Source organism: Streptomyces sp. NPDC107538, assembly GCF_055657445.1.
Genome location: NZ_JBVKAY010000003.1, coordinates 84,410 through 109,436, shown reverse-complemented (window position 1 = coordinate 109,436; position 25,027 = coordinate 84,410). Strand labels below are relative to the sequence as shown.

The window sequence follows — 25,027 nt, the reverse complement described above, 5'->3', positions numbered from 1 at the left end:
TTCACGTGAAACAAGGGCCATCGCACCGATCAAGGTGCGGTGGCCCTCGCTTTGTCCCCGCGACAGGGCAGAGACGAGGGGGCATGTTTCACGTGAAACATGGGCGCGGCCCACGGCGGGATGCGATGGTCCTCGGCGTATTCCTAGGCGCGTACGGCAGGATGTGCGGCATGCCCAGTGCAGAGACGACGCGAGTGAGTACGGACGAGCCGGAGCCGGTGCGGCCGACCAAGGAGGACGAGGTCGCTTCGACCGGCAGCGAGCTGATCGGCGGCCCGATCGGGCGGCGGGCGCTGCTCGGCACGTCCTGGTGGACGCCGGTACGGGTCGTCGCGCTCGTGGCGATCGGCATGTTCGCGCTGGGCATGGTGCAGAAGCTTCCCTGCTACGACGGCGCCTGGTTCTTCGGGGCCAGCTCCCAGTACACGCACGCCTGCTACTCGGACATCCCGCACCTCTACCAGGGGCGTGGCTTCGCCGACGGGCTGGTGCCGTACTTCGACAAGATCCCCGGCGACATGGAGTACCTCGAGTACCCGGTGCTGACCGGTGTGTTCATGGAGGTCGCCGCCTGGCTCACCCCGGGCAGCGGCACCATCCAGAGGCAAGAGCAGTGGTACTGGATGGTCAACGCCGGGATGCTGATGGGGTGCGCGGCGGTCATCGCCGTCTGCTGCGCGCGCATCCACCGTCGGCGCCCCTGGGACGGCCTCTTGGTAGCCCTGGCACCCGCTTTCGCGCTCACCGCCACGATCAACTGGGATCTCCTCGCCGTAGCCCTGCTGGCCGCCGCGATGCTGATGTGGTCGCGTCGGCGTCCCCTCGCCTTCGGCGTGCTGATCGGACTTGCCACGGCCGCCAAGTTCTATCCGTTCCTGGTGCTCGGACCGCTCTTCGTCCTGTGCTGGCGGGCGGGAAAGTGGCGGGCCTTCGGGACGGCCTTGCTCGGCGCCGTCGGGGCGTGGCTCGCGGTGAACCTTCCGGTGATGCTCCTGGCCCCCGACGGATGGGCGAAGTTCTACCGCTTCAGCCAGGAACGCGGCGTCGACTTCGGCTCCTTCTTCCTCGTCATCTCGCAACGGCTGAACATCCAGATCACCGCCGAGACGGCGAACGCGTACGCGATGGTCTCGATGGTGCTCGTCTGCGTCGGCATCGTCGTGCTGACACTCACCGCTCCGCGCCGCCCGCGCTTCGCGCAGCTCGCCTTCCTGGTCGTCGCGGCCTTCATCCTCACCAACAAGGTCTACTCACCGCAGTATGTGCTCTGGCTGGTGCCGCTCGCCGCACTGGCCCGGCCCCGCTGGCGGGACTTCCTCATCTGGCAGGCGTGCGAGGTGGCGTACTTCCTGGGGATCTGGATGTACCTCGCGTACACGACCAGCGGGGACGCCCACAAGGGCCTGCCGGCCGAGGGCTACCAACTCGCCATCATGGCCCACCTGGTGGGGACGCTCTACCTCTGCGTCATCGTCGTACTGGACATCTTCATGCCCGATCGGGACACGGTCCGCCGGGCGGGTGACGACGATCCGTCCGGCGGAGTGCTCGACGGCGCGGAGGATGTCCATGTGTACGGCACGGCGGCTCATCGCCCGCGGCACGCGATGCACTTCGAAGGACCACCGGTCGAGTGGGGCAGCCCTGGCCGGGGCGACCGTTCGCTCTGAGCGAACAAGGCCGGAACAAGCGACGCGGAAGGCCGTACACGCACCTCGTGTACGGCCTTCCGCGTCGCTCCTGGACGTCCGCCCGACGATCTGATCCCGCCTCCTCGCGAGGCCGCGGGGTCAGCGGTCGACGATCCGGTCGAACTGCGTGGTGGTGTGCCGCAGATGGGCCACCAGTTCCTCGCCGACCTTCGGCTCCGGGGCGTCCGACGGTACGAAGAGGATCGACACCTGCATGTGCGGCGGCTCGGCGAACCAGCGCTGCTTGCCGCCCCAGACGAACGGAGAAAGGTTCCGGTTGACCGTGGCGAGGCCTGCCCGGGCGACGCCCTTGGCCCGCGGCATGACACCGTGCAGTGCCTTCGGCGCCTCCAGACCCACTCCGTGCGACGTTCCGCCGGCCACGACCACCAGGAAGCCGTCGGAGGCCGCCTTCTGCTGCCGGTAGCCGAAGCGGTCGCCCTTGGCGACACGGGTGACGTCCAGCACGGCCCCGCGGTACTCGGTCGCCTCGTGGTCGCCCAGCCACAGCCGCGTCCCGATGCGGGCCCGGAAACGGGTCTGCGGGAACTGCTGCTGGAGGCGGATGAGGTCCTCGGACTTGAGGTGGCTGACGAACATCGTGTGCAGCGGCAGACGGGCCGCGCGTAGACGGTCCATCCAGCCGATGACCTCCTCGACGGCGTCCGAGCCGTCGGTGCGGTCCAGCGGCAGATGGATGGCGAAGCCCTCCAGGCGCACGTTCTCTATGGCCGCGTGGAGCTGGGGCAGCTCCTGCTCGCTCACCCCGTGCCGCTTCATCGAGGACATGACCTCGATGACGACACGGGCGCCCACGAGGCCGTACACGCCGTCGATCGACGATACGGAGCGGATGACGCGGTCGGGCAGGGGAACGGGTTCCTCCGCGCGTCGGTAGGGCGTCAGCACCAGCAGGTCGCCGCTGAACCAGTCCTTGATCCGGGCGGCCTCGTACGTGGTGCCGACGGCGAGGATGTCCGACCCGAGGCGCGTGGCCTCTTCCGCCAGCTTCTCGTGCCCGAAGCCGTAGCCGTTGCCCTTGCAGACGGGGACGAGTCCCGGGAACTGCTCCTGAACGTGCTTGTGGTGTGCCCGCCAGCGCGCGGTGTCGACGTACAGCGTGAGCGCCATGGACGGTCCCGGAACCTTTCTCGTGGCTGCGGTGTATCAGAGGTATGGAAGCAAAAACGGGGGCGTCAGCGGCGCGACATGTAGATGTCGAGCGCCTTGTGGAGCAGCTTGTTCAGCGGGAAGTCCCACTCGCCGAGGTACTCGGCGGCCTGTCCGCCGGTGCCCACCTTGAACTGGATCAGGCCGAAGAGATGATCCGTCTCGTCCAGCGAGTCGGAGATGCCCCGCAGGTCGTAGACCGTCGCGCCGAGGGCGTAGGCGTCCCGCAGCATGCGCCACTGCATCGCGTTCGACGGCCGGACCTCACGGCCGATGTTGTCCGAGGCACCGTAGGAGTACCAGACGTGCCCACCGACGACCAGCATGGTCGCCGCGGACAGGTTCACGCCGTTGTGCCGGGCGAAGTAGAGCCGCATGCGGTTGGGGTCCTCGGTGTTGAGGGCCGTCCACATGCGCTGGAAGTACGACAGCGGGCGGGGCCGGAAGCGGTCACGGATGGCCGTGATCTCGTACAGCCGCTGCCACTCCTCCAGGTCCTGGTAACCGCCCTGGACGACCTCGACGCCCGCCTTCTCGGCCTTCTTGATGTTGCGGCGCCACAACTGGTTGAAGTTCTTGTGGACCTCTTCCAGGGAGCGGTTGGCGAGCGGCACCTGGTAGACGTACCGGGGCTGTACGTCGCCGAAGCCGGCCCCGCCGTCCTCACCCTGCTGCCAGCCCATCCGGCGCAGCTTGTCGGCCACCTCGAAGGCACGCGGCTCGATGAAGTCGGCCTCGATGTCACGCAGGCGCTTCACGTCGGGGTTCTGGATGCCCGCCTTGATGGAGGTGGCCTCCCAGCGCCGGATGATCACCGGGGGGCCCATCTTCACCGAGAAGGCGCCCTGCTGCTTGAGATGCGCGAGCATCGGCTCCAGCCAGTCGGTGAGGTTCGGCGTGAACCAGTTGATGACCGGACCCTCGGGCAGATAGGCGAGATAGCGCTTGATCTTGGGCAGCTGGCGGTACAGCACCAGACCGGCACCGACCATCTCGCCCGTCCTGCCGTCGAACCACCCGAGGCTCTCGGAGCGCCACTCTGCCTTGACGTCGGCCCAGGCCGGCACCTGCATGTGGCTGGCCGAGGGCAGGCTCTGGATGTATGCCAGATGCTGCTCACGGCTGATCGTCCTCAGGGTCAGGCTCATTCGGGGCGCTCCTCGGGCTGGGGTGTCCCCATGGGTACAGGGGCTCCGGCTCTCGCGCCGAAGCCTACTGCGCCCTGCGGGCGCCTCGAATGGCCGTATGGAACCTGGGGCCCGGCCGACATGCGGCCGGGACGTCAGGCGGTGTTATTCGGCCGCTTGGTCCGATGTAAGCCGACGGACGGCAAGGAACACGGTCCGTCAACTGTGCGGCCGGGACACGGAGTCAGCCGATGACCCCGCCGAAGAGGCCTCCATGGGCCATGCCGAGGAAGAAGCCGACGGCCGAGGCACCGAGACCCACGATCAGGCCGAAGCGCTCACGGGTCGTCTCCGAGATGAACTGTCCGTACGCGCCGGTCAGAATCCCCACCAGCCCTGCCCATGAACTGAGTAGGTGCAGATGGTGGAACATCGCCGTGATGAAGGACAGCACGCCGAGGACGAGCGTCACGGCCAGCAGGGTGTCCTGCACGGGGTGGGGCTTGTCGTCGGTGGCGAAGAGAGAGCCGGCGATGTTGGGTCGCAATGTCTGTGCCATGGGGCACCTCCTGCGGAAGGCGGCGCATCGTAGCGCCATACACACCCGATGTGTACAGATTGAGGGTCACCACCCCCGGATTTCAACCGGAAGCGGGTGTGCGGGTAGTCTGTACCCTCTGCACCGGTGTCTGCCCAGGCCATGACAGGGATCCCCAGCGGGGACCCCCGATTGTCAGTGGTGGCCGATACCGTTGCGTACGCATCACAACCCTCCTGCCACGGAACGACCGTGGCCGCTGAGTCCGAAGGAGGTGGGTTCCACATGCGTCACTACGAGGTGATGGTCATCCTCGACCCCGATCTGGAGGAGCGCGCTGTCGCCCCCCTGATCGAGAACTTCCTCTCCGTCGTCCGTGAGGGCAACGGAAAGGTCGAGAAGGTCGACACCTGGGGCCGTCGTCGTCTCTCGTACGAGATCAAGAAGAAGCCTGAGGGCATCTACTCGGTCATCGACCTGCAGGCCGAGCCTGCGGTCGTCAAGGAGCTCGACCGCCAGATGAACCTGAACGAGTCGGTCCTCCGGACCAAGGTCCTCCGCCCCGAGACCCACTGAGCTTTCTCGCTCAGTCGGTCCCGGGATCCGAGTAGCAGCACAAGCAGCCAGCAGCAAACCCGCCGAGAGGTTCCCCCATGGCAGGCGAGACCGTCATCACGGTCGTCGGCAATCTTGTCGACGACCCCGAGCTGCGCTTCACCCCTTCCGGTGCGGCGGTCGCGAAGTTCCGTGTCGCGTCCACCCCCCGCACCTTCGACCGTCAGACCAACGAGTGGAAGGACGGCGAGAGCCTGTTCCTGACCTGCTCGGTCTGGCGTCAGGCGGCGGAGAATGTCGCCGAGTCGCTTCAGCGAGGCATGCGCGTCATCGTGCAGGGCCGGCTGAAGCAGCGGTCCTACGAGGACCGTGAGGGCGTCAAGCGCACGGTCTACGAGCTGGACGTCGAGGAAGTCGGCGCCAGCCTGCGCAGTGCCACGGCCAAGGTCACCAAGACTGCCGCGGGTGGCCGCGGTGGCCAGGGTGGTTACGGCGGCGGCAACGGCGGCGGCCAGGGTGGTGGCGGCTGGGGCGGAAGCCCCGGCGGCGGTCAGCAGCAGGGCGGCGGCGCTCCCGCCGACGACCCGTGGGCCAGCGGCGCTCCCGCCGGTGGCAACCAGGGCGGCGGCGGTGGCGGTGGCTGGGGCGGAAGCTCCGGCGGCGGTGGCGGCTACTCGGACGAGCCCCCCTTCTAGGACTTCTTGGGCCGGATCACCGGTCTTCGAGGTCGAGGGTGGGGCCGTCCCCCAAACTTCTTGATCACACAGGAGAAACCCCATGGCGAAGCCGCCTGTGCGCAAGCCTAAGAAGAAGGTCTGCGCTTTCTGCAAGGACAAGGTCACGTACGTGGACTACAAGGACACGAACATGCTGCGGAAGTTCATTTCCGACCGCGGCAAGATCCGTGCCCGCCGCGTGACCGGCAACTGCACGCAGCACCAGCGTGACGTCGCCACGGCCGTCAAGAACAGCCGTGAGATGGCGCTGCTGCCCTACACGTCCACCGCGCGATAAGGGAAGGGTGACCGACACATGAAGATCATCCTCACCCACGAGGTCTCCGGCCTCGGCGCTGCCGGCGACGTCGTCGACGTCAAGGACGGCTACGCTCGCAACTACCTGATCCCGCGGAAGTTCGCTATCCGCTGGACCAAGGGCGGCGAGAAGGACGTCGAGCAGATCCGTCGTGCTCGTAAGATCCACGAGATCCAGACCATCGAGCAGGCCAACCAGGTCAAGGGCCGGCTCGAGGCCGTCAAGGTCCGTCTGGCTGTCCGCTCCGGCGACGCCGGTCGTCTCTTCGGTTCCGTCACCCCCGCCGACATCGCTTCCGCGATCAAGGCTTCCGGTGGCCCCGAGGTCGACAAGCGCCGCATCGAGCTGACTGCTCCGATCAAGACCCTGGGCGCCCACGAGACGTCCGTGCGTCTGCACCCCGAGGTTGCCGCCAAGGTCAACATCGAGGTCATCGCGGCCTAAGGGCCGCGTTCGCTTAAGCGGTGTATGGGGCCGCACCCTGTGAAGGGTGCGGCCCCACATGCTTGTCGGGTCCCTCACCGAGCGACGTCGATCGCTTGGGGACGCCTGCGGGGCGACTGTTTCACGTGAAACACGGCGAACCGGGGCGATGTTTCACGTGAAACGACGCTCGGGCTCACGCCCCGCTCTCACCGCGTCGCCCCGGTGACGATCCACAAGCCGGAACGAGCCCGCAGCCAGAGAGTCAGCATGCGCGTCGCCATCATCAGCGTCATGGCGCCCCAGAGAGCTGTCAGGCCACCACCGAAGGTGGGTACCAGCAAGGCTGCCGGGATGAAGACCGCCAGGGTCAGCAGCATGGCCCGGGCAAGATAAGGGCCGTCTCCCGCGCCCATGAGTACGCCGTCGAGCACGAAGACGATCCCGGAGATCGGCTGGGCGAGTGCCACCACGATCAGAGCGGGGAGCGCGGCTGTCTGCACGGTCGGGTCATCCGTGAAGAGCGGAATGAAGACGGGGCGGGCGAGGATCACCAGGAGCCCGAGCACGGCACCCGTGGCGATCCCCCACTGCACCATCCGGCGGCAGGCTTCGCGGGCTCCCTGGGCGTCTCCCGCGCCGAGGTAGCGGCCGATGATGGCCTGTCCCGCTATGGCGATCGCGTCCAGGGCGAAGGCGAGCAGGCTCCAGAGCGCGAGGATGATCTGGTGCGCGGCGATGTCCTCGTCCCCGAGCCGGGCAGCGACCGCGGTGGCGATCATGAGGACGGCTCGCAGTGAGAGCGTACGGACCAGCAGCGGCGCCCCTGCCTGAGCCGAGGCGCGTATGCCGACGGCGTCCGGTCGCAAGGAGGCGCCGTGTCTGCGGGCACCGCGGATCACGACCCAGAGATAGGCGACGGCCATGCCGGCCTGGGCGATGACCGTGCCCCAGGCGGAACCCGCGATACCCCAGTCGGCGCCGTAGACGAGACCCGCGTTCAGGGCGCCGTTGGCGACGAAGCCCGCCCCGGCGACGTAGAGGGGTGTCTTCGTGTCCTGGAGGCCACGCAGGACACCGGTGGCGGCGAGTACGACGAGCATGGCCGGGATACCCAGTGCCGAGATCCGCAGATAGGTCGTGGCATAAGGGGCCGCGGTGTCCGAGGAGCCGAAGAGGGCGACGAGGGCGGGCGCGGTGGGAATGACGACGGCGACGAGGGCCACGCCGAGCAGCAGGGCCAGCCAGATGCCGTCCATGCCCTGACGGATGGCGGCCCGCAGATCTCCGGCTCCGACGCGCCGGGCGACGGCGGCCGTGGTGGCGTAGGCCAGGAAGACGAAGACACTCACCGCGGTGACGAGGAGGGCGGAGGCGATGCCGAGACCGGCCAGTTGCGCGGTGCCGAGGTGGCCGACGACAGCGGTGTCGACCATCAGGAAGAGAGGCTCGGCGACGAGCGCGCCGAAGGCCGGAACGGCCAGCGTGATGATCTCACGATCATGTCGCCGCCGGTCGGTCCGGGAGGTCACGGAAGCCTGTGTCATGACCACCGATCCAATCTTCCACAGGTAAGAGATGCAATGCGCTGTTGGCTATTACATCATGCCTGTTCGGGCGCGCTCTCGTGCACTGACCGTGATGATCTTGATCCGGTTGGGGAAGTTTTTCTTCTGCACAGCCGGTGGACGGTAAAGATGCAGGTCAGAGTGGGTCTGCTTGGAGAGGCGAGGTCTTGTTCACAGGCCTGTCCACCGAGTCGTGCACAGGTTTTGCGGGGTTCTCCACAGCATCTGGGCCGTCGTCCACATGGCCTGTGGATAACCAGATTGGCTGACGGTGCCGACGGGCCTACGGTGGTGCGGCGCCCGTTCCTCGGCAGATCACGAAAACCTCGCAAAACCGACGTGCCAGAACCGGAGTTGGGCCTCTTATTTGTCAGTGTCGTGCCGTAGAAATGAGAAGCACGGCGAGGTCCGCTCGGCGGACGGGAGGAGGTCGCTCGGTGAGCATTTCCGAGCCCCTGGACGACCCGTGGGCCGAGAGCGGGCCCAGTGAGCGTCTCCCCTCTTCTCGGCGGCGGGACGACGGAGGCCGCAGCAGGGACGAGCGTCATGACCGCGGCCGGGACAACGGGGAGTGGGACGGCGGAGGTTCGGCCTTCGAGCGCGTCCCGCCCCAGGACCTCGACGCCGAGCAGTCGGTTCTCGGCGGCATGCTGCTGTCCAAGGACGCCATCGCCGACGTGGTGGAGATTCTCAAGGGCCCCGACTTCTACAAGCCGGCGCACGAGACCATCTATCAGGCGATCCTCGACATCTACGCCAAGGGTGAGCCCGCCGACCCGATCACCATCGCCGCCGAGCTCACGAAGCGCGGCGAGATCACCAAGGTCGGGGGCGCCTCCTATCTGCACACCCTCGTCCAGACGGTGCCGACGGCGGCGAATGCCGAGTACTACGCGGAGATCGTCCACGAGCGCGCGGTCCTGCGCCGCCTGGTCGAGGCCGGCACCCGTATCACCCAGATGGGATACGCGGCCGACGACGACGTCGACGAGATCGTCAACAGAGCCCAGGCCGAGATCTTCGCGGTCACCGAGCAGCGCACCACCGAGGACTACCTCCCCCTCGGCGACATCATGGAGGGCGCGCTCGACGAGATCGAGGCGATCGGTTCACGGTCGGGGGAGATGACCGGTGTACCGACCGGCTTCACCGACCTCGATCAGCTCACCAACGGCCTGCATCCGGGCCAGATGATCATCATCGCGGCCCGCCCCGCCATGGGTAAGTCCACCCTGGCCCTGGACTTCGCGCGCGCCTGTTCGATCAAGCACAACATGCCGAGCGTGATCTTCTCGCTCGAAATGGGACGCAACGAGATCGCGATGCGTCTGCTGTCGGCCGAGGCGCGCGTGGCCCTGCACCACATGCGGTCCGGCACGATGACCGACGAGGACTGGACGCGACTGGCCCGCCGGATGCCGGACGTCTCGGCCGCGCCGCTCTACATCGACGACTCCCCGAACCTGTCGATGATGGAGATCCGCGCCAAGTGCCGGCGCCTGAAGCAGCGCAACGACCTGAAGCTCGTCATCATCGACTATCTCCAGCTGATGCAGTCCGGAGGCAAAGGGCGGTCGGAGAGCCGTCAGCAGGAGGTCTCGGACATGTCGCGAAATCTGAAGCTGCTGGCCAAGGAGCTGGAGCTGCCGGTGATCGCGCTGTCGCAGCTCAACCGTGGTCCCGAGCAGCGCACGGACAAGAAGCCCATGGTCTCCGACCTACGTGAGTCGGGATCGATCGAGCAGGACGCCGACATGGTGATCCTGCTGCACCGCGAGGACGCGTACGAGAAGGAGTCGCCGCGGGCCGGCGAGGCGGACATCATCGTGGGCAAGCACCGTAACGGTCCGACGGCCACGATCACGGTCGCCTTCCAGGGGCACTACTCACGATTCGTGGACATGGCCCAGACCTGACCCGGGGAAATGCGCTCGACGCGAGGTGCCTGGCCCGATGGACTGGGCGCATGACAACACCTCAGGAAGAGCTGCTGCCCGCCACCCGTCGGGCTCTGCTGCACCGCATCGCCGTCGCCCAGGCCGAGGGGCGGACGCCGTCCCTGGTCGCGGCGGTGGTCCGGGGCGGAGAGACGGTGTGGAACGGGGCACGGACCTCGGTGGAGGGGCACGCACCGGACGCGAACGTGCAGTACCGGATCGGTTCGATCACCAAGACCTTCACCGCCGTCCTGATCCTGCGGCTGCGCGACGAGGGTGTGCTGGATCTCGGCGACCCGCTGGAGAAGCATCTGCCGGGCACCGGCGCGGGGGAGGCGACCATCGCCGAACTGCTCGCCCACACGGGCGGACTGGCGGCCGAGTCACCTTCACCGTGGTGGGAGCGCACCCCGGGCTCCCTGCGCCCGGAACTCGCCGATGTGCTCGGCGAGCGACCCCACCGCCATCCCGTGGGCCGCCGCTTCCACTACTCCAACCCCGGCTTCACGCTTCTCGGCGCGCTCGTCGAACAGCTGCGGGGTGCTCCGTGGGAGGAGGTCCTGCGGCGCGAGGTGCTCGAACCGCTCGGTCTGCGCCGCACGACATGGCACCCCGAGGCACCGCACGCCGGCGGCTGGGCCGTCCACCCCTGGGCGGACGTGATGCTGCCGGAGCAGGTCGAGGATCTGGGGCGCATGGGACCTGCGGGCCAACTCTGGTCGACGGCCGCTGACTTGGCGCGCTTCGCGGTCTTCCTGGCCCAGGGGGACGAGCGGGTGCTGAGCGCGGAGTCCGTCCTGGAGATGCGGACGCCGGCCGCGCCGGGGGAGGCCGCCGATGTATCGGCCGGCTCGGCGTACGGACTCGGGATGCAGCTTCAGCACCGGGACGGCCGGTTCCTCGTCGGTCACAGCGGTTCGGTTCCCGGCTTCCTCGCTCAGCTCACCATCTCCGTCGAGGACGACGTGGCGGCCGTCGTACTGACCAACTGCACCTCCGGGCCCGTGGTGTCGGAGGTGGCAGCCGACCTCGTACGTATCGTGGCGGAAGCCGAACCGCGGATCCCCGAGCCCTGGCGGCCGTTGCCTGATGTGGACCGCTCGGTCCTGGAGTTGACCGGCCCCTGGTACTGGGGGACCTACAGCTTCGCCTTGCGGGTCGTCGCCGACGGTGGTCTCTCGCTGGAGCCGCTCGCCGCCACGCTGCGAGGCGCTCGGTTCCGGCCCAACGACGACGGCAGTTGGACCGGACTCAACGGCTACTTCGCCGGAGAGGTCCTACGGGCCGTACGAGGGCCCGATGGGACCGTGAGCCACCTGGACCTCGGGTCGTTCGTGTTCACGCGTCAGCCGTACGACAAGGAGGCCCCGGTGCCGGGTGGAGTGGACCCCGAGGGGTGGCGCGGAATCTCGTAGGCGCAGTTCTGAGTGTGCTGGAGTTCTGGCTCGCGATGTTTCACGTGAAACATCGCGAGCCAGAACCCCCACAAGCATCCCAGGAGCGGTGCTCAGAGCGGCAGTTTGAAGCCCACATGGGTGGCCTCGAAGCCGAGCCGCTCGTAGAAGCGGTGGGCGTCGGTGCGCGTGGCGTCGGAGGTCAGCTGCACCAACTGGCAGCCCTGGTGCCGGGACGAGTCCACCGCCCACTCGATGAGCCGCGTACCGAGACCGCTGCCGCGCTCATCGGCATGGACTCGCACGCCTTCGATGATCGAACGGGTGGAGCCGCGCCGGGAGAGGCCGGGAATGATCGTCAGCTGGAGGGTGCCGACGACGCGGCCCGCGCGAACGGCGACCATCACCTGCTGGTGAGGGTCCCGGCTGAGACGCTCCAGCGCGGTGGCGTAGGGACTCAGGTCGTCCGGCGACTCGCGTTGGGCGCCCAAGGGGTCGTCGGCCAGCATCGCGACGATCTCCGGAATGTCGTCCTGCGTCGCCGGGCGAATGTCAAGATCTCCCATACCTCGCACCCTACGCGGGCGCGTTCAACGACTCCACGACGCGGACCAGCGGGGCCAGTTCGGGGTTCTCGGCCGCCTCGTCGAGGGCTTCGCGCAGGGCGGCGTCGTTGGTGGGGCGGGCCGCCGCGAGGAGTTGCAGTCCGGCTTCGGAGACATCCGTGTAGATGCCCCGGCGGTCGGTCGGGCACAGATAGCGGGCGAGCAGGCCACGGTCCTCGAGCCGGGTGACCAGCCGAGTGGTGGCGCTCTGGCTGAGGACGACCGCGTCGGCGACCTGCTTCATCTGGAGGTGCCCGCCCTCACCGCTGTGCTGGCGGCTCAACACATCGAGCAGTGAGTACTCGCGCACGCTCAGGCCGTGGCCCGACTGCAGTGCGCGCTCTATGTGGGCCTCGATCCGCCCGTGCAACAAGGAGAGGGCGCACCAGCCCTGGGCGAGAGCGGTGAGTGCGGGGTCCGTCGCTGTCATCGGTGTTCCTCCGTCCCGGAGCTGCTCACCCCAGGATAGGTCACCGACGCAATTGACTGCGGCAGCTGATATAGCGCGTCTGCAATTATTGTGTACGCTTGAAGAGCGCATCTGCAATCTTCTGGAAGGTGTACGTCCTCATGCCTCTCGCGCTTCTGGCTCTCGCGATCGGGGCCTTCGGCATCGGTACGACCGAGTTCGTGATCATGGGGGTGCTGCCCGAGGTCGCGGCCGACTTCGATGTCTCCATCCCCACCGCGGGGTTCCTCGTGACCGGCTACGCCCTCGGCGTCGTCGCCGGAGCCCCGATCATGACCGCTCTGGGGACGAGGGTGTCCCGCAAGCGGATGCTCATGCTTCTGATGGGCCTGTTCATCGCGGGCAACCTGCTCTCCGCGCTCGCTCCCGCCTACTCCGTCATGCTGCTCGGCCGTGTGGTCGCCTCGCTGGCGCACGGTGCCTTCTTCGGCATCGGCTCGGTGGTCGCGGCCGAACTCGTCGCCCCGGACCGCAAGGCCGGCGCCCTCGCGATGATGTTCAGTGGACTGACCGTCGCGAATGTCGTCGGAGTGCCCCTGGGCACCCTGGTCGGACAGTCCGCCGGCTGGCGGGTCACTTTCGCCGGGGTCGCCGCCCTGGGCGTCGCCGGTTTGCTGGGCATCGCCCGACTGGTCCCCGAGATGCCCAGGCCGGAGGGCGTCCGCCTACGCCACGAGCTGGCCGCCTTCAAGAACGTCCAGGTGCTGCTGGCCATGGCGATGACGGTGCTGGGATTCGGCGGTGTCTTCGCGGCCATCACCTACATCGCCCCGATGATGACGCACGTGGCAGGCTTCGCCGACTCCTCCGTCACCTGGCTCCTCGTCCTCTTCGGCCTCGGTATGGTCGGCGGCAACCTCGTGGGAGGCAAGTACGCCGACCGCGCGCTGATGCCCATGCTGTACGTCTCGCTGGGCGCCCTGGCCGTCGTCCTCGCACTGTTCTCCTTCACCGCCCACGACAAGATCGCCGCGGCCGTGACCGTCACGCTGGTCGGCGCCTTGGGCTTCGCGACCGTGCCGCCGCTGCAGAAGCGGGTCCTCGATCAGGCGCACGGCGCGCCCACACTGGCCTCGGCCGTGAACATCGGTGCCTTCAACCTCGGCAACGCGCTCTCCGCGTGGCTCGGCGGCCTCGTCATCGGCGCGGGTTTCGGCTACACGGCACCCAACTGGGTCGGAGCAGCCCTCGCCGCGAGCGCACTCGTACTGGCCCTCGTCGCGGCGGCGCTGGAGCGCAGGGGGAGCGGCACCGGCAGTCCCGCCGACGCCGCCGACACCGCCGTCACGGGCGCCGAAGCGACCGCACGGCGAACGGCCGTCCACCACTGACGCCCGAAGAACCCGACCCGCTGGACCCGGTGCCTCAGGTCGCTGCCACGGTGAGTGGGGCGTACCGCCGGGTCCAGTCACCCGGTAGCTCGGTGAGCCCGTACGTCATCACCGCGTTGAAGGCGACCGGTGCCAGGCCGTGTTCCTTCACCCACGCCAGCAGTCCCTCGTGACGTACGTCGATGTCGGTGCGCAACGGTCGCTCGGTGTGGGCGGCGACCGAAGCGATGAGCGCCTTCGCCGTCTGTGTGTCCCGTGCGATCAGGGGGCCGACGACATGGTCGTCCATGTTGGGCCAGGCGGCCGTGTAACCGATGATCCGGCCCTTCTCCTCGGCCACGCGCAGCTGATCGGCGAAGGCGGGGAGGCGGGTAAGGACATGGGTGCGATCCGAGCCGAAGACCTCTTCGTCGAGCCGGAGGATCGAGGTGAGGTCCTCCGCCGTGGCCGGGCGTGTGAAGACCGCGGGAGCAGGCTCCGCTGATGTGAAGTGCCCGCGAACCATCTCGGCCCCTCCGGTGACCTTGAAGCCCAGTTCCTCGTAGAGCGGACGTCCGTAGGGGGTCGCGTGCAGGGTCAGTGGGGTCGTGCCCATCTCCGACAGCACATGACGCATCAGACGGCGGCCGACGCCTTGGCGGGCGTGCCTCTCGGCGACCAGGACCATGCCGATCGCGCCCAGATCCGGACGGCCCGCCGGACCGTATTCCGTCACCACGCAGGCGGCGACGAGGCCGCCCTCGGGGTCATCGATGCCGTACCCGGTTCCGGCCGTCACGAGAAGTCCCCACTTGTGCTCCTCGCGAGGCCAGCCACGGTCCTCGGACAGATCGGCGCAGGCGGTGAGATCGCGTGGCGTCAGACGGCGGATGGGCAGAGTGGTGGGGGAAGGTGTCGACACGCAGGTCAGGCTGTCCGACACGAGCCCATGGCGTCCACCGGTTTGCGGTCGGACGTACACCGTTCTGGCCAACTCGGGCACAACCGCACAGCACGTGGACGGATGTTTCACGTGAAACATCTGCCTCCGGGCAAACGTGTGCAGGCAGACTCTCTCCGACGTGGAACTCTTCGGTACTGTGCCGACCCCGGTCGCCGTGAATGCCGACCCGTATCCGATGGGTCGGCCATGTACTCACGCATGGGGCAGGATCTGTGGGATGCCTATGAATTGGTGGGGCGCGCCCAGTAATTGAAGGAATTCCTGATTCACCCCCATTGAATTACCGGTGCGGCAAGGGGGGACTTGTGTGTGGCGGCCCTACCGGTAGGGTCGAGTCCGGTTCGTGTCCGAAGCGAGATGCAGTCGTCTCATGGCGGGGGTGCGAACGCAGCTCAATGCAGCCTAACCGGACAGGGAGATCGGGGACCTGCGTTTACCGTTACGAGGTGGGAGCGTTCAGGTGCCGTGGAACGCTGCGGGTGAGTGCTGCGGCTCACGTCACACTCTCACCTACTTGTCCGTACGGAGCGGGAACCCGGGTTGAATGTGGCCGCATTGGTCGACGGGGAACTAACGGGGAAAAGCAAGGCCGTCCGCGGGGGAAAGCGTGCGTCTTCCGGCTGGGGGCGTGCGCAGATCGACCGAAAGATGCTCGAGGCGAGGCAGACCATGGACGCTCCGACCACCACGTCGGCCGGCAACGGCACTTCGGGGGCCAGTGACGGAGGCGGCTGGTTCACACCGCGCACGTCTCCGTCGTCCCCCGACGGAGATCAGGAGCCCGAGGGCAATCGCCTCGCCGCCCTGCGGCCCGTGGGGCGCTCTCAGGAGCCGCCGAACCACCCGCAGCAGCGCTCCCAGGAGCTGCCGAACCACCCGCAGCAGAACGGGGAAGCGGCCGCACGGGAGCGAATACAGATCTCCGCGGACCTTCCTCCGGCCACACCGCCTCGCCCCCAGCCGGCCCCGGCCGTCGCGGAGCCAGGTTCCGAGCGCTCCGTCTTCGACGCCCCCGCGCCCGGCCCGCGCGCCGACCAGGTGGCCACGGCCACAGCACCCGCTTCCCCCGACGCCGTCCTCATCCGGCGGACCATGACCGAGGTCGGGCCCGTCGCCGACAAGGTCACCTCGTACTTCTACGCGCTGCTCTTCGTCCAGCACCCGGAGCTGCGCTCGATGTTCCCTCCGGCGATGGACGCCCAGCGGGACCGCCTCCTCAAGGCGCTGCTCACCGCCGCCGAGCACATCGACAACACCCCGGTCCTCGTCGACTACCTGCAGAACCTCGGCTGCGGCCACCGCAAGTACGGCACGCAGGCCGACCACTACCCGGCCGTCGGCGAGTGCCTCATCGGCGCCCTGAGCCGCTACGCCAAGTCGAGCTGGAACGAGGAGACCGAGGCGGCCTGGGTCCGGACGTACACGACGATCTCCCAGGTGATGATCGACGCCGCGGCGGCGGACGAACTGCGCTCCCCGCCGTGGTGGCTGGCCGAGGTCGTCTCGCACGATCTGAGAACGGCGGACACGGCCGTCATCACCGTCCGTCCGAACCAGCCGTACCCCTTCCTCGCCGGGCAGTACACCAGTCTGGAGACCCCTTGGTGGCCGAGGATCTGGCGGCACTACTCGTTCGCCTCGGCGCCCCGCTCGGACGGACTGCTGGCGTTCCACGTGAAGGCGATCCCCGCCGGCTGGGTCTCCAACTCCCTCGTGCACCGCGCCCGGCCCGGTGATGTGCTGCGCCTGGGGCCGCCGGCCGGCGCGATGACCGTCGACCACAGCAGCGACAGCGGACTGCTCTGTCTGGGCGGCGGCACCGGTATCGCGCCCATCAAGGCCATCGTCGAGGACGTCGCCGAGCACGGGCGGCACCGCCCGGTCGAGGTCTTCTACGGGGCCCGCACCGGTCAGGACCTCTACGACCTGGACACGCTGCTCCGGCTGCAGCAGAGCAACTCATGGCTCGAGGTCCGCCCGGTCGTGGACCGGCACGGGCTGCTCCAACTGCCCGACGCCATACGGGACCACGGCCCCTGGAACGGGTACGACGCGTACCTCTCGGGCCCGCCCGGCATGATCCGCAGCGGTGTGGACGCGCTGAGGGACGCCGGCATCCCCTCGGAACGCATACGCCATGACTCGGTCGAGGAACTGGTGGCCGCCGGGGACTGACCAGGCGCGGTCTCCGCCGCGAGTGACCGGCGGCCGGAACGTCAGCCCAGGTCGGGTGCGTGCATCGCCCGTACGCCCTCGATGTTGCCGTCCAGGTAGTGCCGCAGGGACAACGGAACGAGGTGCACGGAGGCGATGCCGACCCGGGTGAAGGGGATGCGCACGATCTCGTACTCGCCCAGAGGTTCGTCCACCTCGGGACCGTGCCGCTTGGAGGGGTCCATGGACTCCAGGCGGCAGACGAAGAAGTGCTGGACCTTCACGCCGGTGGCGCCGCCGTCCTCGCCGATGTGCTCGACGGTGTCCACGAAGCAGGGCACCACATCGGTGATCTTGGCGCCGAGTTCCTCGTGCACTTCGCGGTGGAGCGCGTCGACGACGGTGGTGTCCTCGGGCTCGACACCGCCGCCCGGCGTGAGCCAGTAGGGATCCATGCCCGGCTTGGTCCGCTTGATCAGGATCAGGTCGTCGCCGTCGAGCAGAACGGCGCGGGCGGTGCGCTTGACCACGGGTCGTACGGTCATGGGAGAAATGTGGCCCTGCATGTTCCACGTGAAACATCGCCGGAGCGAGGAAGAGCGGCATCCCCCTCAGGACCAGTTCGCCGCGGCCTCCAGCAGCCACTCGTGCGCCCGTGCGATGTGCGGCATGGCCAGCGTGCCGGTGCGGACGACCAGGAAGTAGGTCCGCAGCGGGGGCACCGTGGGGTCGAGCAGCGCGACGACGTCACCGCGTTCCAGGGCGGAGGCGCACAGATAGCGGGGCAGTACGGCCAGTCCGGCGCCCGAGACAGCGCAGGCGAGGACCGCGCGCAGGTCCGGGACGACGACGGTGCCGGAGGCGGCGGGGCGGGAGTCGAAGACCGAGGCCCAGTAGCGCGTGAGGAAGGGCAGTGACTCGTGTACCTCGACGACCGGGAGGCCGTCCAGGGTGTGCGCGTCCTTGCGGCGCAGCCTGTCGGGGTCCGTCTCGTCCGCCCAGCGCGGGGCGGCGACCAGGACGTGCTCCTCGTCGCAGAGGGGGGTGGCGGTGAGCAGGGGGCCGCGCGGCTGGGCGGTGGTGATGGCCAGGTCGTTGTGCCCGGCGGCGAGGCCCTCCAGTGTCTCGTCGGTGTTCCCGAAGGAGACCCGCAGCGCGAAGGCCTGGCCGTCATCCCCGGTCAGCTCGGTGAGGGCGGGCAGGGCGCGCTCAGCGGTGAACTCCGGGGGACCGGCGAGATGGAGGGTCCGTAGGGACGAGTCGTCGTCCAGGCCGGTCTCGGCGATCTCCACCAGTGCGTCGAGATGCGGCGCCGCCTTGTGGGCGAGTTCGTCGCCGATGGTCGTCGGGGTCACCCCGCGGGCCTGCCGCAGGAAGAGCGGGCGGCCCAGCTGGCGTTCCAGGGTGCGTATCTGTGAGGTGACGGCCGGCTGCGAGAGGCCGAGCAGGGCGGCGGCGCGGGTGAAGGAACCGGCCCGGTGCACGGTCACGAACGTGCGCAGTAAGGCCAGATCCATGGTCACTCCTCCCTTCGCCGCCCTTGGAGCGCCCAACTATAAATAAGTCGATAGGTCTCTGTCGCTACTGTGATTGGACACTGACACAGAGTCAACTAGCCTTGTTCGCGCGGTTCTTCGCGCGCGGAACCGAGGACGGTCCGAGCCACGAGGGGGGAGGCTCGGACCGTCCGTTGGACGTAGCGGAGTACTACTCTGCAGCCACAGAGAGCGCATGCAGCACATCCGCCACGAGATCGTCCGTGTCCTCCGCACCGGCCGAGAAGCGGATGAAGCCTTCCGGAACAGCGTCGCCTCCCCACCGGCCGCGCCGCTCGGCGGTGGAGCGCACCCCGCCGAAGCTCGTGGCGTCGTCCACGAGATGGAGTGCGTCGAGGAAACGTTCAGCATGCGCGCGCGTGGGCAACGCGAACGACACCACACAGCCGTGGCGCCGCATCTGCTGCGAGGCGATCTTGTGCGAGGGGTCGTCGGGGAGCCCTGGATAGCGCACCCCGGTCACCCCGGGCCAGCTCTTGAGCGTCTCGGCCACGGCCAGGGCGTTGACGTTCTGCCGGTCGGCCCGCAGCTGGAGCGTGGCGAGCGAGCGGTGCGCGAGCCAGGCCTCCATCGGGCCCGGAATCGCCCCGACGATCTTGCGCCACCGTCGGACACCGGCCATCAGCGAGGCGTCGAGTCCGGCGACGTACCCGAGGAGGACGTCCCCGTGTCCGGTCAGCTGCTTGGTGCCGCTCGCCACGGCGAAGTCGGCGCCCAGATCCAGCGGCCGCTGCCCGAGCGGGGTCGCCAGGGTGTTGTCGACGGCCACGAGACAGCCACGCGCGCGTGCCGCCTCGCTCAGCCGCCGGATGTCGCACACGTCCAGCCCGGGATTCGAGGGCGTCTCGATCCACAGCAGTCTGGCGCCGTCGAGAGCGTCGAGCTGGGCGTCGCCGCCCGTCGGGGCACTGCGCACCTCGATGCCGTACGAGCGCAGCTGCTCACCGGCCAGCGGCAGCAGGTTGTAGCCGTCGCTCGGCAGGACGAGCACGTCGCCCGTACGCAACTGGGAGAAGAGGACGGCCGAGATGGCGGCCATGCCGGAGGCGAAGACCGCCGTCTCCACGTCCTCCCGTCCCGGTGCCTCCAGTTCGCCGATCGCGCGCTCCAGGAGCGTCCAGGTGGGGTTCTGGTCGCGCCCGTAGGCGTACGGGCCGGTGGGCTCGCCCGGCAGGTGGTAGTGGGCGGCGAAGACCGGTCCGGGGAGCGTCGGTTCGTGCTTGACGGGTTCGGGCAGTCCGGCCCGCACCGCGCGGGTGCCGTCCCCGGGGCCCGCGGCAGGGTTCTCCGTGCTCATGCGACCTGTCCCTCCACCTTCTCGCGTACGGCGGCCAGCAGGCCGGGGCTCGCCGCCTCCACGAGCTCCAGGCACTCCTCGAAACCGTCCATGCCCCCGTAGTAGGGGTCCGGAACGTCGAGATCGTCACCGGCGGCGGGATCGTAGGAGCGCAGGAGCCGGACCTTCTCCGCCTCCGCCGCGGTGGGCGCGAGACGGCGCAGGGCCTTGAGATGGCCTTCGTCCAGGGCGACGACGAGGTCGAGGCGGGCGAACCAGGAGGCCAGGAACTGCCGGGCCGCGTGATGGCCGGCATAACCGTTCGCCTCCAGGACGGACACCGTGCGCGGATCGGCGGGGTCGCCCTCGTGCCAGCCTCCGGTGCCCGCGCTGTCGACCTCGACCAGGCCGTCGAGTCCGGCCTCCTCGACACGGGCGCGGAAGACGGACTCGGCCATCGGCGAACGACAGATGTTGCCGGTGCAGACGAAACACACTCGATAGGTCATGCCGGACCTCAGTCCCCGTCGGGCAGGACGACGGAGAGCGCCCAGGAGACGATCGAGATGATCAGGCCGCCGAGTACGGCGGTCCAGAAGCCCTCCACGTGGAAACTCACGTCGAGGACATCGGCCAGCCACGAGGTGAGCAGCAGCATCAGGGCGTTCACGATCAGCGTGAACAGGCCGAGCGTGACTATGAACAGCGGGAGGGTCAGCAGCTTCACGATCGGCTTGACGACCGCGTTCACCAGGCCGAAGACCAGGGCGACCAGCAGCAGCGTGCCGACCTTCTTGCCCGTACTGTCCCCGGTGAGCGTGATCTTGTCGAGCAGCCAGACGGCGACCGCCAGGGCGCCCGCGTTGGCGATCGTCTTGACTAGGAAATTCATCATGTGTCTGATCGTGGCAGAAGCGATCGGTACGAGCACCGGGCAGGGGCGACTAAGTCGATGAAGGCATTCCGGTTGGATGAACTGGAGGCGGAGCGCGCCGCCAATGACGGTGCCTACCTGCAGTTTCTGCGTGAGCGGAACATGTCGGTCGGTCTGTACGCGCTGGATGCCGGCGAGCTCGACTCACAGAAGCCGCACAGCCAGGACGAGGTGTACCTCGTGGTGAGCGGCCGGGCCGCGCTCACGGTCGGCTTCGAGACCACCCAGGTCGCCCGCGGCAGTGTCGTGTACGTGCCCGCCGGGGTGGCCCACAAGTTCCACCACATCACCGAGGACTTGAGGGTCGTGGTGGTGTTCTCTCCGCCGGAGGGCTGACGTCCGCTTCGGTGTTCCCCTAGGGGGACGATCAGGGACGGACAAGGGGTGCGAGGCCCCCGGACGGCCTCCTCACGGCCCTAGCATCGATGACAGGACAGCAGTAGGCCCGGAATCAGTGCCCCGGTGGCGGGGCGACGGGTGGAGACACAAGGAGCAAGGGCGATGCGGGAGATCTTCGCGGGAATGCCGTGGTGGGTGAAATGGATCGTGGTGCCGGTCATCGCCCTGCTGGTGTTCGGAGGACTGATAGTCAGCGTCGTCCAGGTCGTGGTGGGCCTGCTCTTCAAGGTGCTGGTCTTCGTGGCACTTGTCGGCGGACTGATCTACGTCGTCAGGAAGTTCACGGCGGGTTCCTCCTCGCGCGGCGACTGGTGAGGCGTCAGCACCACGCAACAGGTGAGGCGTGAGTGGGTGAGGCCGGTCAGTGCGCCGGGGTAACAGGAACGTGAGGTTCCCTCGCGCGAGGGAAGTTTCCCCGCAGGGCCGTCGGCGAGCGGTGAGCGGCGGCTAGAGTCCGGGAACTCGTCGCGGGCTCGACCCCCGCGGGCGGCGCATCCCCCTCCCGTGTCCCCCGCACGGGCGGCCCTCCTCGCGCTTCGGGAGTGACCCTTGGCCACGGCTGACACCGCACCGGCAGAACCGCTCTCCTCCTCCGCCCTGCAGCGTTCCCGGTCGACACAGAGCGCCGTTCCGCCCACACAGCCGGGTCCCCGATCGACACCGACAGCCGCGGTCGAGCCACCACTCGTCCGGGCCGCGGAGACCCATGTCCCGCAGACACCGCCGCGTACGACGCCCTCCAAGTCCCCGGCTCCCCCGGTGCAGCCACGTACCTCGCCGGGCGAGGAGAACGCGCGACGTCCCGAACGTCCTCCGGCGCAGCCGCGGCGTGGGCGGACCACATCACCCGGGCCGACGGTCCCGACGCAGGAGCAGCCACCGGCACCCTCGCCTGCCGCACGAGCGCAACCCCTGGCAACCCCGGCCCGGACCCAGCCGAAGACGGCGGGTCCCGTGCGCCCCGTGGCGCCCCACGGGCGCGGCCCGGGCAGGGGAGCGCGGATTCCGTCCCCGGCGCCGCAGACCGCGCCGGAGGGGAACTCCGGCACCCTGATCGGCTCCGTGCAGCGGGCCATGCGGCTGCTGGAGGCCGTCGCCGAGCGAGAACACGGGGCGCCCGCCAAACAGTTGGCGCGGGACGCCGGGCTCGCGCTGCCCACGGCCTACCACCTGCTCCGCACCCTGGTCCACGAGGGCTATCTGCGCCGGGAGAGAGGGCTGTTCTTCCTCGGCGAAGCGGCGGAGCGGCTGAGCAGCAGCGGAGCGCAGCAGAAACGTCGCAGCACGGTGGGCGAGGCACTGGCGCACTGGCGGGACGCCCTGGGTGTGCCCGTGTACTTCGCGATCTACCGGGACGGCGAGATCGAGGTCAAGTGCGTGGCCGACAGCCCGAACATCCCGGCGGTCGAGGAGTGGGCCGACTTCCGTGAGTCGGGTCACGCGCACGCCATCGGGCAGTGCCTGCTGTCCCAGCTGAGCGAAGAGGCCCGCCGCGACCACCTGAACCGTTACCCGGTGCGGTCGCTCACCCCGTACACGGTCCGTGACGACGAGGCGTTCCTGCGGCGCCTGGACCGGATCGGGCGGATGGAACCGGTCGTCGAGCGGCAGGAGTACGCCCTCGGGACGGTCTGCGCCGCGATTCCCATCACGGTGGGGACGACCGCCGGGACCCTCGCCGTCTCGCTTCCCTCGCACCAGGCGGACCGGCTGCTGCCCGTCGCGCATCAATTGCAGACCGAGATCGGAAAGCTACTAGGGACACTCGCGATCTCTATCAGCATCTGAAAAATCACTCCTTGTGATCTCTCGTGTACTTTCAGCAAACTTCCAGGGGTGTCAGGCGGATGATTCCTGGCCAGTCGACGAACACGGCGGGGTAGGCGATGCGCGAGTCGGTACAGGCAGAGGTCATGATGAGCTTCCTCGTCTCGGAGGAGCTCTCCTTCCGCATCCCTGTGGAGCTGCGTTACGAGACCTGTGATCCCTATGCCGTGCGGCTGACCTTCCACCTGCCCGGGGATGCTCCGGTGACCTGGGCCTTCGGGCGGGAACTGCTCATCGACGGCGTGGGGCGGCCGTGCGGGGACGGGGACGTCCACATCTCGCCGGCCGATCCGGAGACGTTCGGCGAGGTCCTGATCCGACTTCAGGTCGGCACCGACCAGGCGATGTTCCGGGTCGGCACGGCGCCGCTGGTGGCCTTCCTGGACCGAACGGACAAGCTCGTGCCGCTGGGTCAGGAGCGTTCCCTCGCCGACTTCGACACGCTGCTCGACGAGGCGCTGGACCGCATCCTGGCGGAGGAGCAGAGCGCGGGCTGAACGTTACGGCGCCGGGGTGCCGTAACGCTTCAGCGCTTGCGGCGGCGGCCCCTCCCCCCACGCGCCGGAGCGGGCACGGCCGCCGCTTCCGGGGCACCAGGGCGGTCGGCCGAGACGACGAGCGCGGCCAGCGCGGTGGTCAGCGGCACCGAGGCCACCAGACCGATCGAGCCGACGAGCGTGCGCACGATCTCCTCGGCGACGAGCTCGCTGTTGGCCACCGTGCCGACACTGCTCTGCGCGATCGAGAAGAGCAGCAACAGCGGCAGCGCGGCACCGGCGTAGGCGAGCACGAGGGTGTTGACCACCGACGCGATGTGGTCCCGGCCGATCCGGATGCCGGCGCGGTACAGGTCCCGTCGGCCCATCGCGGGGTTGGCCTCGTGCAGCTCCCAGACCGCGGACGTCTGGGTGACCGTCACGTCGTCGAGGACGCCGAGCGAGCCGATGATGACGCCCGCGAGCAGCAGACCGCTCATGTCGATCGTCGGGTAGAGGCCGTGGATCAGACCGGTGTTGTCGTCCGTGTTGCCGGTCAGATAGGCCCAGCCGATGAAGCCCGAGCCGAGCAGACCGATCAGCAGCAGCGAGATCAGGGTGCCGAGCACCGCCACGGATGTCCGTGCCGAGAGGCCGTGGCACATGTAGAGGGCGATCAGCATGATGGCGCTGGCCCCGACCACCGCTACCACCAGCGGATTCGAGCCCTGCAGAATCGCCGGCAGGATGAACAGGGTCAGCACCAGGAAGCTGATGGCCAGCGCCACCAGGGCCATGACACCGCGCATCCGGCCCACCACCACGACGGCGAGGGCGAAGATCCCGGCGAGCAGTGCCATCGGGAACTTCCGGTTCACATCGGTAACCGAGTACTGCAGGTCCTTGGGCGCGGCGGGCTCGTAGGCGACCACGACCTCCTGACCCTGCTCCAACTGCCGGGACTGGTCCGGCTGAACGATCTCCGTGAACGTACGGCCCTTGTCGTCACCGGTGTCGACCCGGATCGTGGCCTTCTTGCAGGTGCCGTTGGCCTGTTGCTGGGCGGACGAGCCCTCGGCGGTGGACGTGTCGCCGGTGGGGGTCTCGCCGGAGGCGTTCACCGACGAGCAGTCGACCTCGTCGACCTTGGTGACGGTGGCCTGCTGGGTCTGCCGGTCGAAGCCCACACCGGTGCGTTCATGGGCCGGGGCGCCGCCGGGCCAGAGCACGACGAGACCCACGACGACCGCGGTCGCGAAGGGGATCAGCACCGCCGCGATGACCTTGCGCAGGTGCAGAGAGACGGGCGCGGCGGGCCCATGACTGTGGCTGTGGGAATGGCCGTGGCCGCCGCCGGAGGACGGGCCGGGGCCATGTCCGTCGCCGGGGCCGTGGCCGCCTCCGGAGCCGTGGCCGCCCCCGGAACCGTAGCCATGGCCGCCGTCGGAGCCATGCCCGTGGCCGTTTCCGGGGCCATGGCCGTGGGGCGGCTCGGAGGGCGGAGGCGGGGGCTGCTGCGTCGTGGTCACCGACCGATCATCGCAAGAACGAGCGAGGCCCACTGTTCACCGCGCCACATCTGCCGCTAGCGTGGGGGCACCTTTGCACACGCGGGAGCT

At 68.7% G+C, this 25,027-nt stretch carries 26 protein-coding genes; 13 read left to right on the top strand and 13 right to left on the bottom strand.

Going from position 1 to position 25,027, the window contains the following annotated elements; genetic code table 11:
* Positions 1-161: 161 nt before the first annotated feature.
* On the top strand, positions 162-1,670 hold the full coding sequence (locus ACZ7MG_RS10985; RefSeq protein ID WP_471382970.1) for a glycosyltransferase family 87 protein: 1,509 nt from the start codon (positions 162-164) through the stop codon (positions 1,668-1,670).
* Between the two features lie 120 nt (positions 1,671-1,790).
* Here ACZ7MG_RS10985 and ACZ7MG_RS10980 read toward each other — a convergent pair whose 3' ends face one another.
* The 3 genes from ACZ7MG_RS10980 to ACZ7MG_RS10970 all read right to left on the bottom strand — a co-directional run bounded on the left by ACZ7MG_RS10980 (position 1,791) and on the right by ACZ7MG_RS10970 (position 4,547).
* A complete protein-coding gene (locus ACZ7MG_RS10980; RefSeq protein WP_471382543.1) occupies positions 1,791-2,822 on the bottom strand; it encodes an alanine racemase in 1,032 nt (343 codons plus the stop codon).
* 65 nt (positions 2,823-2,887) lie between these two features.
* Positions 2,888-4,009: a peptidoglycan bridge formation glycyltransferase FemX gene (femX, locus tag ACZ7MG_RS10975; protein WP_471382545.1), complete on the bottom strand. Its 1,122-nt coding sequence runs from the start codon at positions 4,007-4,009 to the stop codon at positions 2,888-2,890.
* 223 nt (positions 4,010-4,232) lie between these two features.
* Positions 4,233-4,547 carry a hypothetical protein gene (locus ACZ7MG_RS10970; RefSeq protein WP_471382546.1) on the bottom strand — a complete coding sequence of 105 codons (315 nt, stop codon included), beginning with the start codon at positions 4,545-4,547 and terminating at the stop codon, positions 4,233-4,235.
* 264 nt (positions 4,548-4,811) lie between these two features.
* Between ACZ7MG_RS10970 and rpsF the strand changes: the two genes are divergently transcribed.
* The 4 genes from rpsF to rplI all read left to right on the top strand — a co-directional run bounded on the left by rpsF (position 4,812) and on the right by rplI (position 6,560).
* Positions 4,812-5,102, top strand: coding sequence for a 30S ribosomal protein S6 (gene rpsF / locus ACZ7MG_RS10965; protein ID WP_005482942.1), 291 nt, complete (start codon positions 4,812-4,814; stop codon positions 5,100-5,102).
* A 77-nt stretch (positions 5,103-5,179) separates the two neighbouring features.
* Positions 5,180-5,776, top strand: a complete 597-nt coding sequence (locus ACZ7MG_RS10960; protein WP_471382547.1) for a single-stranded DNA-binding protein — start codon at positions 5,180-5,182, stop codon at positions 5,774-5,776.
* 82 nt (positions 5,777-5,858) lie between these two features.
* Positions 5,859-6,095 (top strand): 30S ribosomal protein S18, encoded by a 237-nt coding sequence (gene rpsR, locus ACZ7MG_RS10955; protein WP_003949403.1) that lies wholly within the window; start codon positions 5,859-5,861, stop codon positions 6,093-6,095.
* A gap of 18 nt (positions 6,096-6,113) precedes the next feature.
* A complete protein-coding gene (gene rplI / locus ACZ7MG_RS10950; RefSeq protein WP_471382549.1) occupies positions 6,114-6,560 on the top strand; it encodes a 50S ribosomal protein L9 in 447 nt (148 codons plus the stop codon).
* A 188-nt stretch (positions 6,561-6,748) separates the two neighbouring features.
* Here the strand turns inward: rplI and ACZ7MG_RS10945 are convergent, their stop codons facing one another.
* Positions 6,749-8,086 (bottom strand): MATE family efflux transporter, encoded by a 1,338-nt coding sequence (locus ACZ7MG_RS10945; RefSeq protein WP_471382550.1) that lies wholly within the window; start codon positions 8,084-8,086, stop codon positions 6,749-6,751.
* Between the two features lie 458 nt (positions 8,087-8,544).
* Here ACZ7MG_RS10945 and dnaB point away from each other — a divergent pair, with 458 nt between their 5' ends.
* Complete coding sequence (dnaB, locus tag ACZ7MG_RS10940; protein WP_471382551.1) at positions 8,545-10,023, top strand: replicative DNA helicase; 1,479 nt, start codon at positions 8,545-8,547, stop codon at positions 10,021-10,023.
* Between the two features lie 50 nt (positions 10,024-10,073).
* Positions 10,074-11,459, top strand: coding sequence for a serine hydrolase domain-containing protein (locus ACZ7MG_RS10935; RefSeq protein WP_471382553.1), 1,386 nt, complete (start codon positions 10,074-10,076; stop codon positions 11,457-11,459).
* Positions 11,460-11,551: 92 nt separating this feature from the next.
* On the opposite strand, the gene ACZ7MG_RS10930 is transcribed toward ACZ7MG_RS10935, so the two are convergent.
* Positions 11,552-12,004 (bottom strand): GNAT family N-acetyltransferase, encoded by a 453-nt coding sequence (locus ACZ7MG_RS10930; RefSeq protein WP_471382554.1) that lies wholly within the window; start codon positions 12,002-12,004, stop codon positions 11,552-11,554.
* Positions 12,005-12,014: 10 nt separating this feature from the next.
* On the bottom strand, positions 12,015-12,473 hold the full coding sequence (locus ACZ7MG_RS10925; protein WP_471382556.1) for a MarR family winged helix-turn-helix transcriptional regulator: 459 nt from the start codon (positions 12,471-12,473) through the stop codon (positions 12,015-12,017).
* 140 nt (positions 12,474-12,613) lie between these two features.
* Here ACZ7MG_RS10925 and ACZ7MG_RS10920 point away from each other — a divergent pair, with 140 nt between their 5' ends.
* Positions 12,614-13,843 (top strand): MFS transporter, encoded by a 1,230-nt coding sequence (locus ACZ7MG_RS10920; protein ID WP_471382558.1) that lies wholly within the window; start codon positions 12,614-12,616, stop codon positions 13,841-13,843.
* A gap of 34 nt (positions 13,844-13,877) precedes the next feature.
* Here the strand turns inward: ACZ7MG_RS10920 and ACZ7MG_RS10915 are convergent, their stop codons facing one another.
* Positions 13,878-14,744 carry a GNAT family N-acetyltransferase gene (locus tag ACZ7MG_RS10915; protein ID WP_471382559.1) on the bottom strand — a complete coding sequence of 289 codons (867 nt, stop codon included), beginning with the start codon at positions 14,742-14,744 and terminating at the stop codon, positions 13,878-13,880.
* A gap of 711 nt (positions 14,745-15,455) precedes the next feature.
* On the opposite strand from ACZ7MG_RS10915, the gene ACZ7MG_RS10910 reads away from it, so the two are divergent.
* On the top strand, positions 15,456-16,961 hold the full coding sequence (locus ACZ7MG_RS10910; RefSeq protein WP_471382561.1) for a globin domain-containing protein: 1,506 nt from the start codon (positions 15,456-15,458) through the stop codon (positions 16,959-16,961).
* A 41-nt stretch (positions 16,962-17,002) separates the two neighbouring features.
* Here ACZ7MG_RS10910 and ACZ7MG_RS10905 read toward each other — a convergent pair whose 3' ends face one another.
* The 5 genes from ACZ7MG_RS10905 to ACZ7MG_RS10885 all read right to left on the bottom strand — a co-directional run bounded on the left by ACZ7MG_RS10905 (position 17,003) and on the right by ACZ7MG_RS10885 (position 20,667).
* A complete protein-coding gene (locus ACZ7MG_RS10905; protein WP_033530680.1) occupies positions 17,003-17,485 on the bottom strand; it encodes an NUDIX domain-containing protein in 483 nt (160 codons plus the stop codon).
* A gap of 66 nt (positions 17,486-17,551) precedes the next feature.
* A complete protein-coding gene (locus ACZ7MG_RS10900) occupies positions 17,552-18,457 on the bottom strand; it encodes a LysR family transcriptional regulator (RefSeq protein ID WP_471382562.1) in 906 nt (301 codons plus the stop codon).
* Positions 18,458-18,647: 190 nt separating this feature from the next.
* A complete protein-coding gene (locus tag ACZ7MG_RS10895; protein WP_471382564.1) occupies positions 18,648-19,793 on the bottom strand; it encodes a cystathionine gamma-lyase in 1,146 nt (381 codons plus the stop codon).
* Positions 19,790-20,281 carry a low molecular weight protein-tyrosine-phosphatase gene (locus ACZ7MG_RS10890; protein WP_471382566.1) on the bottom strand — a complete coding sequence of 164 codons (492 nt, stop codon included), beginning with the start codon at positions 20,279-20,281 and terminating at the stop codon, positions 19,790-19,792. The genes ACZ7MG_RS10895 and ACZ7MG_RS10890 overlap by 4 nt, the downstream gene beginning before the upstream one ends.
* Positions 20,282-20,289: 8 nt before the next feature.
* Positions 20,290-20,667, bottom strand: a complete 378-nt coding sequence (locus ACZ7MG_RS10885) for a phage holin family protein (RefSeq protein ID WP_471382568.1) — start codon at positions 20,665-20,667, stop codon at positions 20,290-20,292.
* A 57-nt stretch (positions 20,668-20,724) separates the two neighbouring features.
* Here ACZ7MG_RS10885 and ACZ7MG_RS10880 point away from each other — a divergent pair, with 57 nt between their 5' ends.
* The 4 genes from ACZ7MG_RS10880 to ACZ7MG_RS10865 all read left to right on the top strand — a co-directional run bounded on the left by ACZ7MG_RS10880 (position 20,725) and on the right by ACZ7MG_RS10865 (position 23,429).
* Positions 20,725-21,042, top strand: coding sequence for a cupin domain-containing protein (locus ACZ7MG_RS10880; protein WP_471382569.1), 318 nt, complete (start codon positions 20,725-20,727; stop codon positions 21,040-21,042).
* A 165-nt stretch (positions 21,043-21,207) separates the two neighbouring features.
* Positions 21,208-21,420: a DUF5326 family protein gene (locus tag ACZ7MG_RS10875; protein ID WP_471382571.1), complete on the top strand. Its 213-nt coding sequence runs from the start codon at positions 21,208-21,210 to the stop codon at positions 21,418-21,420.
* Positions 21,421-22,167: 747 nt separating this feature from the next.
* Positions 22,168-22,893, top strand: a complete 726-nt coding sequence (locus tag ACZ7MG_RS10870) for an IclR family transcriptional regulator (RefSeq protein WP_471382972.1) — start codon at positions 22,168-22,170, stop codon at positions 22,891-22,893.
* Positions 22,894-22,991: 98 nt separating this feature from the next.
* On the top strand, positions 22,992-23,429 hold the full coding sequence (locus ACZ7MG_RS10865; RefSeq protein WP_086747006.1) for an SsgA family sporulation/cell division regulator: 438 nt from the start codon (positions 22,992-22,994) through the stop codon (positions 23,427-23,429).
* 29 nt (positions 23,430-23,458) lie between these two features.
* Here the strand turns inward: ACZ7MG_RS10865 and ACZ7MG_RS10860 are convergent, their stop codons facing one another.
* Entirely contained in the window at positions 23,459-24,937 is a 1,479-nt protein-coding gene (locus tag ACZ7MG_RS10860) for a YibE/F family protein (protein ID WP_471382573.1), read from the bottom strand.
* Positions 24,938-25,027 lie beyond the last annotated feature (90 nt).

Coding starts and splice junctions, on each gene's coding strand:
- ACZ7MG_RS10985 (WP_471382970.1), top strand. CDS start 162: ATGTGCGGCATGCCCAGTGCAGAGACGACGCGAGTGAGTACGGACGAG.
- ACZ7MG_RS10980 (WP_471382543.1), bottom strand. CDS start 2,822: ATGGCGCTCACGCTGTACGTCGACACCGCGCGCTGGCGGGCACACCAC.
- femX (WP_471382545.1), bottom strand. CDS start 4,009: ATGAGCCTGACCCTGAGGACGATCAGCCGTGAGCAGCATCTGGCATAC.
- ACZ7MG_RS10970 (WP_471382546.1), bottom strand. CDS start 4,547: ATGGCACAGACATTGCGACCCAACATCGCCGGCTCTCTCTTCGCCACC.
- rpsF (WP_005482942.1), top strand. CDS start 4,812: ATGCGTCACTACGAGGTGATGGTCATCCTCGACCCCGATCTGGAGGAG.
- ACZ7MG_RS10960 (WP_471382547.1), top strand. CDS start 5,180: ATGGCAGGCGAGACCGTCATCACGGTCGTCGGCAATCTTGTCGACGAC.
- rpsR (WP_003949403.1), top strand. CDS start 5,859: ATGGCGAAGCCGCCTGTGCGCAAGCCTAAGAAGAAGGTCTGCGCTTTC.
- rplI (WP_471382549.1), top strand. CDS start 6,114: ATGAAGATCATCCTCACCCACGAGGTCTCCGGCCTCGGCGCTGCCGGC.
- ACZ7MG_RS10945 (WP_471382550.1), bottom strand. CDS start 8,086: ATGACACAGGCTTCCGTGACCTCCCGGACCGACCGGCGGCGACATGAT.
- ACZ7MG_RS10935 (WP_471382553.1), top strand. CDS start 10,074: ATGACAACACCTCAGGAAGAGCTGCTGCCCGCCACCCGTCGGGCTCTG.
- ACZ7MG_RS10930 (WP_471382554.1), bottom strand. CDS start 12,004: ATGGGAGATCTTGACATTCGCCCGGCGACGCAGGACGACATTCCGGAG.
- ACZ7MG_RS10925 (WP_471382556.1), bottom strand. CDS start 12,473: ATGACAGCGACGGACCCCGCACTCACCGCTCTCGCCCAGGGCTGGTGC.
- ACZ7MG_RS10920 (WP_471382558.1), top strand. CDS start 12,614: ATGCCTCTCGCGCTTCTGGCTCTCGCGATCGGGGCCTTCGGCATCGGT.
- ACZ7MG_RS10910 (WP_471382561.1), top strand. CDS start 15,456: ATGGACGCTCCGACCACCACGTCGGCCGGCAACGGCACTTCGGGGGCC.
- ACZ7MG_RS10905 (WP_033530680.1), bottom strand. CDS start 17,485: ATGACCGTACGACCCGTGGTCAAGCGCACCGCCCGCGCCGTTCTGCTC.
- ACZ7MG_RS10900 (WP_471382562.1), bottom strand. CDS start 18,457: ATGGATCTGGCCTTACTGCGCACGTTCGTGACCGTGCACCGGGCCGGT.
- ACZ7MG_RS10895 (WP_471382564.1), bottom strand. CDS start 19,793: ATGAGCACGGAGAACCCTGCCGCGGGCCCCGGGGACGGCACCCGCGCG.
- ACZ7MG_RS10890 (WP_471382566.1), bottom strand. CDS start 20,281: ATGACCTATCGAGTGTGTTTCGTCTGCACCGGCAACATCTGTCGTTCG.
- ACZ7MG_RS10885 (WP_471382568.1), bottom strand. CDS start 20,667: ATGATGAATTTCCTAGTCAAGACGATCGCCAACGCGGGCGCCCTGGCG.
- ACZ7MG_RS10880 (WP_471382569.1), top strand. CDS start 20,725: ATGAAGGCATTCCGGTTGGATGAACTGGAGGCGGAGCGCGCCGCCAAT.
- ACZ7MG_RS10875 (WP_471382571.1), top strand. CDS start 21,208: ATGCGGGAGATCTTCGCGGGAATGCCGTGGTGGGTGAAATGGATCGTG.
- ACZ7MG_RS10865 (WP_086747006.1), top strand. CDS start 22,992: ATGCGCGAGTCGGTACAGGCAGAGGTCATGATGAGCTTCCTCGTCTCG.